Below are 7,267 nucleotides of genomic sequence, written 5' to 3' on the forward strand. Positions count from 1 at the left end.
AGCCTTCGGCGCATGAGGCTGGCCCGCCGCACCCTGCTGGGCGCCGCCGCCGCGCTGCCGGCCCTGCTGTCCGGCGGCCGCGCGCGCGCCGCGACCGACCGCTTCGTCTGGCTGCAGAACGCGGCCGGCGAGGAGGTGGTCGGCACCTATCGCAGCGGGGAGGAGCACGACCTCGCCGCCATGGCGCGCATCCGCCGGCTGCTGCGCGACCGGGGTGCGGAGCTGGAAGGGCCGCTGCCGCCGCTGCTGGTGGACATGCTCTCCGCCCTGCAGGAGCAGTGGGAGTTCTCGCGGCCCATCCTGGTGCGCTCGGCGTACCGGACGCCCTGGACCAATGCGCGGATCGAGGGCGCGGCGCCGGCCAGCCTTCACCTGCGCGGGATGGCGGTGGACATCGCGGTTCCGGGCATGCCGCTCGAGGACCTCAGCGGCCGCGCCTGGCTGCTGGGGCACCGGCTCGGCTTCATGGGCATCGGGCTCTACAGCGGCTTCGTGCACCTGGACATCGGGCCGCATCGGGTGTGGACGCGGCTGCGCTGAGGCTTCAGCGCGTGCCCGTGCTGCCGAAGCCGCCCTCGCCGCGCGTGGTGTCCGGCAACTCGACGACCTCCTTCCACACCCCGCGCGTGACGGGCGCGACGACGGCCTGGGCGATGCGCATGCCGCGTTCGATGGTGAAGGGCTCGCTGCCGGCGTTCAGCACGATGACCTGCAGTTCGCCGCGGTAGTCCTCGTCCACCGTGCCGGGCGTGTTCGGCATGGTGATGCCGTGCTTGAGCGCGAGGCCGGAGCGTGGGCGGACCTGCAGCTCATGGCCATGCGGCAGCGCGATGCGCAGCCCCGTCGGCACCAGTGCGCGGCCGCCGGGCGGGATCACCAGCGGCTCGGCCACGGCGGCGAGCAGGTCCATCCCGGCCGCCCCCTCGGTCGCGTAGGACGGCAGGGGCAGGCCCTCGCCATGCGGCAGGCGGGTCACCAGGATCTCGACGCTCACGACAATGTCTCCGCGATGCGCTGCGCCAGGCGGCGCGCGACCTCCTCCTTCGGCATGCGCGGCCAGTCCTCGACGCCCGCCGCGGTGACCAGATGCACGGCGTTCTCGGCACCGCCCATCACGTCGCCGGAGACGTCGTTCGCCACGATCCAGTCGCAGCCCTTGCGCAGGCGCTTGGCCTGCGCGTGCTCCACCACCTTCTCCGTCTCCGCGGCGAAGCCGATGACGAGGCGCGGGCGCTGCGTGGGATGCGCGGCGATGGTGGCCAGGATGTCGGGGTTCAGCGCCAGGCGGATCTCCGGCGGCGGGGCGCCGGGTTCCTTCTTGATCTTCTGGCGCGGCGCGGCATCCGGCCGGAAGTCGGCGACGGCGGCGGCGAAGACGGCGGCGTCGGCGGGCAGGGCGTCCTCCACGGCGGCGAGCATGTCGCGCGCGCTCTCGATCCGGCGCACCGTGACGCCGGGCGGGTCGGGCACGACGACCGGGCCGCTGACTAGCGTGACGCGCGCCCCGAGCGCCGCGAGCGCCGCGGCGATGGCGTGGCCCTGCCGCCCGCTGCTGCGGTTGGCGATGTAGCGCACGGGGTCGATGGCTTCCTGCGTCGGGCCGCTGGTGACCACCACATGCCGCCCGGCGAGCGGCCCGGCGGCGAGCCGGGCCGCGATGGCGGCGAGGATCGCGGGCGGCTCGGCCAGCCGTCCGAGGCCGCTTTCGGGTTCCGCCATCGGGCCTTCCTCCGGCCCCACGAAGCCGACGCCGCGTGCCGCCAGCGTCGCGACATTGGCCTGGGTGGCCGGATGCGCCCACATGGCCGGGTTCATCGCGGGCGCCGCCAGCACCGGCGCACGGGTGGCGAGCAGCACGGTGGAGGCGAGGTCGTCCGCCAGGCCGTGCGCCAGCTTCGCCAGCAGGTTGGCGCTGGCCGGGGCGAGGACGACCAGGTCGGGCCAGCGCGCCAGCCGGATGTGGCCGATCTCCGCCTCCGCGGCCCAGAGGTCGTCATGCACGCGGCTGCCCGAGATGCCGGCCAGCGCCTCCTTGGTGACGAATCGCGCGCCGCCGGCGGTGAGGATGGGCATGACCTCCGCGCCGTCCTTGCGGAGCAGGCGGATCAGCTCCAGCGCCTTGTAGGCGGCGACGCTGCCCGAGACGACGAGAAGGACCTTGCGGCCGGCGAGGGACATGGCGCGCGCACCCTACCGTGCGGCCGCACAGCGGGCGAGGGGAGGCCTTCATGCGCAAAGCGGCATGATCCGGATCAAGGCGGCTGCCGCGCTCCGCCGCGCAGGATGCACGGCAGGGAGGACGCCCGGAATGCGCCGAGACCTGCTGCGATGGATGCTGGCCCTGCCGCTCGGCGGCTGCGTCATCCCGACCGATCCGATCCGCTTCGCGGCGCGGGGCCCGAGCATCAGCGCCGCCGTCGCGCCGGCGACGCACCCCCTTGGCGAAGGCGAGCGGATCGCGCTCGTCATCCGGCGGACCCAACTGGACCCTGACCGGCTGCATCGCTGCATCGCGGACGGGATGCGCGCGCGCCTGCCCTCACCAGGGGCGGCGGTGGTGGCGCTGGAGCCGGCGGATGCGGCGCGCCTGGCCGCCGCCGTGCCGACGGACCTCGATGCGCCGCTGCCCGAGGAGCTTGCCGGCTTCGGGGTGGAGTGGGCGGTCGTGGTCTCCGACGCGAGCACGCGCGTGGGCACGCCGGAACGCGGCTTCGGCGGGGGTGGCGGCAGCGGCGGCGCGATCATCGGCGGCTATGTCGGGGAGCGCGTGGACTACGCGCTGTCGCTAGGGGCGACGATCCTGGATCTGCGCGAGCGGCGCCGGCTCGGTGACGCGACCGCCAGGTGCGGGGCGCGCGGCGGCGGCGGGATCGCTGCCGGCGTCGCCGGTGCCGCCGGCGGCAGCATCGGCATCATCGTGCCCTTCGTGCTGCCGATCATCCGCCTGCCGGCCGGCACCAGCGCCCTGACCATCTGCAACGCCTTCGGCCGCGCCATCGGCGACGCCTTGGTGCAGGCGACGCGACCGGCGGCCGAGAGTCCCGACGAGCCCGCCGCGACGGCGTCGGCCGCGCGGTGACCCGGGTCAGCCCGGTCGGGCCTCCGGCGCGGCGGCGATCATGGTCGCGAGCATCGTCGCGGCCAGCACCTCGCGCCCATCCGCCTGGCGCATATGGACGTCCGCGCGGCAGAAGCTGAGCGTCCGGCCGGGCTTCAGTACCTCGCCGCGCGCGATCGCCGCGACGCCGGCGCCGGGGCGCAGGAAGCTGAGCTTGAACTCCACGCTCAGCACCTCGCCGCCCTCCGGCAGCAGTGACATGGCGGCGAAGCCGCAGGCGTTGTCGGCCAGCGTGGTGAGGACGCCGGCATGGAACAGGCCGTGATGCTGCGTCAGATCGTCGCGGAAGGCGCAGGCGATGGCGCAGCGGCCGGGCGCGACCTCCAGCAGCTCCGCGCCCAGGCTGCGCATGAAGCCCTGGCGCGCGAAGGCCGCGCGGACGCGGTCGAGCTGGCTCAGAGCCGCCAGCCCGTATGGATCGCGACGATCCCGCCCGAGAGGTTGCGGAAGGCGACGCGCTCCATGCCGGCCCTTTCCATCATCGCGGCCAGCGTCGGCTGGTCCGGGAACTTGGCGATGCTCTCGGCGAGGTATTCGTAGCTGGCGCGGTCCTTCGCGACACGCGCGCCGATCTCCGGCAGGACCTTGAAGTTCCAGGTCTCGTAGAGCTTCGCCAGCGCGGCCACTTCCAGCTTCGAGAATTCCAGGCAGTGGAAGCGGCCGCCCGGGCGCAGCACGCGGCGGGCCTCCCGCAGGACCGCGTCCTTGTCGGTGCAGTTGCGCAGGCCGAAGGCGATCGAGACCTTCTCCACGCTGCGGTCGGGCAGCGGGATGTGCTCGGCATCCACCACGGCGAAGCCGATGTTCGTCACATAGCCTCGGTCGAGCGCGCGCCTGCGCCCGACCTCCAGCATCTCCGCGTTCACGTCGGTCAGGATCACGCGCCCGGCGCCGCCGGCCAGCGCGCCGAAGGCGATGTCGCCCGTGCCGCCCGCGAGGTCGAGCAGCGTCTCGCGCGGGGAGCAGGCGATGGCGTTGACGAAGATGCGCTTCCAGACCCGGTGGATGCCGAGCGACATCAGGTCGTTCATCACGTCGTAGTTCGGCGCGACGCTGTCGAACACGCCCCGCACCAGGGAGGCCTTCTGGTCGCGGGGAACCTCGCGGAAGCCGAAATCGGTGGTGTCGCTCATGCGCGGCAACTTGGCGCAGCGGGCGGGGCGGGGCAAGGAAGCGGGGAGGGGGAATTCCATGCCCGAACTGCCCGAGGTCGAGACGGTGATGCGCGGCCTGGCCGCGGTGCTGGAGGGGCGCCGGATCGTCCGGGCGGAGACGACGCGGCCGGACATGCGCTGGCCCTTCCCGGACCGGCTGGCGCAGCGCCTGACCGGGGCGCGCGTGACCGGCTTCCGGCGGCGCGGGAAATACATCCTGGCCCGGCTCGACACCGGGGAGAGCCTGCTGGTCCATCTCGGCATGTCCGGGCGGCTGGTGGCGCGCCCGAAGGACGGGCCGCGGGTGCCCTGGATGGGGCCGACGGGGCGCTTCTCCGATGCGCGCGGCCACAACAATCCGCCCGAGGCGCATGAGCACCTGGTGATGGAGACGGATGACGGCACGCGCATCGGATTCGTCGATCCGCGCCGCTTCGGCTGCGTGGACCTGATGCCGACGGCGGAGGAGGACCGGCACAGGCTGCTGGCGGGGCTCGGGCCGGAGCCGCTGGACGAAGGCTTCACGCCCGCCGTGCTCTCCGCCGCGCTGGCGGGCAAGCGCACCCCGATGAAGGCGGCGCTGCTGGACCAGAAGGTCGTCGCCGGCCTCGGCAACATCTACGTGGCGGAGGCGCTGTTCAGGGCCGGCATCTCGCCGCAGCGCCTGGCGCATACCGTGCCGGGGAAGCGCGCCGCGCGCCTGGTGCCGGCGATCAAGGCGGTGCTGGAGGAGGCGATCGGCGCCGGCGGATCATCCCTGCGCGACTATGTGCGCGCAGATGGCGAGCTCGGCCGCTTCCAGGACCGCTTCGCCGTGTACGACCGGGAAGGCCAGCCCTGCCCGCTCTGCCCCGGGCCGGAAGCCGGCTGCGCAGGCGTGCGGCGGATCGTGCAGTCCGGCCGGTCCACCTTCTGGTGCCCGCGCACGCAGCGGTAGTGGTCGGGCTGGCGTTGACACCCGCGGCGAAGCGCGCGACCGCTTGGCGACACGCAGCCGGAGGAGGGCGCCATGGCCTATGAGATGATCCTGGTGGAGACGCGCGGGCGCGTCGGCCTGATCACGCTGAACCGCCCGAAGGCGCTGAACGCGCTGTGCGACCAGCTGATGGAGGAGCTGGGCCAGGCGCTGCGCGCCTTCGACGCCGATGCGCAGGTCGGCGCCATCGTGCTGACCGGCAGCGAGAAGGCCTTCGCCGCCGGCGCCGACATCAAGGAAATGAAGGGCCGCACCTACCCTGACGTGTATTTCGACGACTTCATCGGCAAGCGCTGGGAAGCGGTGCTCACCATCCAGAAGCCGGTGATCGCCGCGGTGGCCGGCTTCGCGCTGGGCGGTGGCTGCGAGCTCGCCATGATGTGCGACCTGATCCTGGCCGCCGACACCGCGAAGTTCGGCCAGCCGGAGATCAACCTGGGCATCATCCCCGGCGCGGGCGGCACGCAGCGCCTGACGCGCGCGGTCGGCAAGTCCAAGGCGATGGAGATGATCCTGACCGGCCGGATGATGGACGCGGCCGAGGCGGAGCGCGCCAACCTGGTCTGCCGCGTCGTGCCGGCGGCGGAGCTGGTGGCGGAGGCGGTGAAGATGGGCGAGAAGATCGCGAGCCTCTCGGCCCCTTCGGTCGCCATGGCGAAGGAGGCGGTGAACGCGGCCTACGAGCTGACACTGAAGGAGGGCGTTCGGTTCGAGCGGCGGCTGTTCCACAGCCTTTTCGCCACCGAGGACCAGAAGGAAGGCATGGCCGCCTTCGCCGAGAAGCGCGCGGCGAATTTCCGGCACCGCTGACCGCGCACGCCGCGCGGTTGACTCGCCCGCGAGGGCGGGTCTAGAACCCGCGCCTTCGTCGGCGGGAGGGGTCCCGCCGGCCTCCATTCCATGTCGGGTCAGACACGCAGCCCATGGCGAACACGGACTCCGCGCGCAAGCGCATCCGCCAGATCGAGAAGCGCACCGCGCGCAACCGTGCGCGCAAGTCCCGCGTGCGCACCTTCCTCCGCAAGGTGGAGCTGGCGATCGCCGCCGGCGACAAGGGCGCCGCGCAGGAGGCCTTCAAGGCCGCGCAGCCCGAGTTGCAGCGGGCCGCCAACAAGGGCGTGCTGCACGACAACACGGTGGCGCGGAAGCTGTCGCGCCTGTCCACGCGCATCAAGGCCATCGCGGCACCGCAGGCCTGAACAGGCGGGGACCGGGCGCGTTCGCGCTCCGGTCCCGTTGCCAGGCCGGCTCGTGCGGCGTTAGTCTCGGTAAGTCGTTCGGCCGGGGCGCCGGGCACTGAATCCAAGTCACATCTTGAAGATACTTTGCTGCGCGACGCGATGACTTGCGTGCGTGACAGGTGCATTGCGGCTTTGCGGCAACACGTCTTGCGGGGTGTGAAGTAACCGTTTGCGTTTGATGTTATCGACGCGGTAACTTCTATCATGCGGCGCATCCCTGCCAGGGCTTCGCCGTTCGATCGCAGCGGGTGCGCCGCGTCCGGCATGTTCGTTCAGGGCTGGTCCCGCGAGGGGTCGGTAAGGGTGGCAGGTGCGTCCCATGGAGAAAGCGGTCGGTCCGTCGTCTCCTCCCGCACAGGGCCAATTGGCCGAGGTGTGGGCACGGATCCGGGGCCGTCTTCGTGACGAAGTGGGCGAGGTCGAGTACCGCTCCTGGCTGCGGCAGATGACGCTGTCCTCGCTGCAGGGCGAGGAAGTGGTGGTTCTGCTGCCCACGCGCTTCCTGCGGGACTGGGTGCGCGGGCACTATGGCGACCGGCTTCAGGCACTCTGGCAGGCCGAGTTGCCGGCCGTTCGCCGCGTGGAGTTCCGCGTCATGCCGGAGGCGCGCGCTGATGCCCAGGCGGTCTCGGCGCTGACGCCCGCTGCCCCGGGCGGCCCACGCAACGGCCGGCCCGATGGGGTCGAGGGCGGGCTGGCGGAGCCGCTCGGCCGCGCGGCGGAGCCGCGGCTGGCGGACACCCGCGCCGAGGCGCGGCCCGACCGCGTGGAATGGTCC

The 7,267-nt window shown here is 72.9% G+C and carries 10 protein-coding genes; 6 read left to right on the forward strand and 4 right to left on the reverse strand.

Going from position 1 to position 7,267, the window contains the following annotated elements; all coding sequences use genetic code 11:
* On the forward strand, nucleotides 1–540 hold a 540-nt coding region (locus tag OZN99_RS21465; protein WP_270937293.1), incomplete at its 5' end, for a YcbK family protein.
* Nucleotides 541–544: 4 nt separating this feature from the next.
* Here OZN99_RS21465 and dut read toward each other — a convergent pair.
* Nucleotides 545–994: a dUTP diphosphatase gene (dut, locus tag OZN99_RS21470; protein ID WP_408611885.1), complete on the reverse strand. Its 450-nt coding sequence runs from the start codon at nucleotides 992–994 to the stop codon at nucleotides 545–547.
* Nucleotides 991–2,178: a bifunctional phosphopantothenoylcysteine decarboxylase/phosphopantothenate--cysteine ligase CoaBC gene (gene coaBC, locus OZN99_RS21475; protein ID WP_270937294.1), complete on the reverse strand. Its 1,188-nt coding sequence runs from the start codon at nucleotides 2,176–2,178 to the stop codon at nucleotides 991–993. Before coaBC ends, dut begins: the two co-directional genes overlap by 4 nt.
* Before the next feature lie 130 nt (nucleotides 2,179–2,308).
* On the opposite strand from coaBC, the gene OZN99_RS21480 reads away from it, so the two are divergent.
* Nucleotides 2,309–3,079, forward strand: a complete 771-nt coding sequence (locus tag OZN99_RS21480) for a hypothetical protein (RefSeq protein WP_270937295.1) — start codon at nucleotides 2,309–2,311, stop codon at nucleotides 3,077–3,079.
* A 6-nt stretch (nucleotides 3,080–3,085) separates the two neighbouring features.
* Here the strand turns inward: OZN99_RS21480 and OZN99_RS21485 are convergent, their stop codons facing one another.
* Both OZN99_RS21485 and OZN99_RS21490 read right to left on the reverse strand, forming a co-directional pair.
* On the reverse strand, nucleotides 3,086–3,526 hold the full coding sequence (locus OZN99_RS21485) for a PaaI family thioesterase (RefSeq protein ID WP_333779761.1): 441 nt from the start codon (nucleotides 3,524–3,526) through the stop codon (nucleotides 3,086–3,088).
* A complete protein-coding gene (locus OZN99_RS21490; protein ID WP_270937296.1) occupies nucleotides 3,514–4,251 on the reverse strand; it encodes a class I SAM-dependent methyltransferase in 738 nt (245 codons plus the stop codon). Before OZN99_RS21490 ends, OZN99_RS21485 begins: the two co-directional genes overlap by 13 nt.
* A gap of 58 nt (nucleotides 4,252–4,309) precedes the next feature.
* On the opposite strand from OZN99_RS21490, the gene mutM reads away from it, so the two are divergent.
* From mutM to OZN99_RS21510, 4 genes are all read left to right on the forward strand, one after another.
* Nucleotides 4,310–5,209, forward strand: coding sequence for a bifunctional DNA-formamidopyrimidine glycosylase/DNA-(apurinic or apyrimidinic site) lyase (mutM, locus tag OZN99_RS21495; protein WP_270937297.1), 900 nt, complete (start codon nucleotides 4,310–4,312; stop codon nucleotides 5,207–5,209).
* A gap of 72 nt (nucleotides 5,210–5,281) precedes the next feature.
* Entirely contained in the window at nucleotides 5,282–6,058 is a 777-nt protein-coding gene (locus tag OZN99_RS21500; protein ID WP_270937298.1) for an enoyl-CoA hydratase, read from the forward strand.
* 113 nt (nucleotides 6,059–6,171) lie between these two features.
* Nucleotides 6,172–6,447 carry a 30S ribosomal protein S20 gene (gene rpsT, locus OZN99_RS21505; RefSeq protein ID WP_270937299.1) on the forward strand — a complete coding sequence of 92 codons (276 nt, stop codon included), beginning with the start codon at nucleotides 6,172–6,174 and terminating at the stop codon, nucleotides 6,445–6,447.
* A 451-nt stretch (nucleotides 6,448–6,898) separates the two neighbouring features.
* Nucleotides 6,899–7,267: DnaA N-terminal domain-containing protein (locus OZN99_RS21510; protein WP_408611887.1), on the forward strand; the 369-nt coding region annotated here is incomplete at its 3' end.

Origin of the sequence: Falsiroseomonas oryzae (assembly GCF_027856955.1) — a bacterium.
Classification (GTDB): Bacteria; Pseudomonadota; Alphaproteobacteria; order Acetobacterales; family Acetobacteraceae; genus Falsiroseomonas; species Falsiroseomonas oryzae.

Coding starts and splice junctions, on each gene's coding strand:
- mutM (WP_270937297.1), top strand. CDS start 4,310: ATGCCCGAACTGCCCGAGGTCGAGACGGTGATGCGCGGCCTGGCCGCG.
- coaBC (WP_270937294.1), bottom strand. CDS start 2,178: ATGTCCCTCGCCGGCCGCAAGGTCCTTCTCGTCGTCTCGGGCAGCGTC.
- OZN99_RS21490 (WP_270937296.1), bottom strand. CDS start 4,251: ATGAGCGACACCACCGATTTCGGCTTCCGCGAGGTTCCCCGCGACCAG.
- OZN99_RS21480 (WP_270937295.1), top strand. CDS start 2,309: ATGCGCCGAGACCTGCTGCGATGGATGCTGGCCCTGCCGCTCGGCGGC.
- rpsT (WP_270937299.1), top strand. CDS start 6,172: ATGGCGAACACGGACTCCGCGCGCAAGCGCATCCGCCAGATCGAGAAG.
- OZN99_RS21500 (WP_270937298.1), top strand. CDS start 5,282: ATGGCCTATGAGATGATCCTGGTGGAGACGCGCGGGCGCGTCGGCCTG.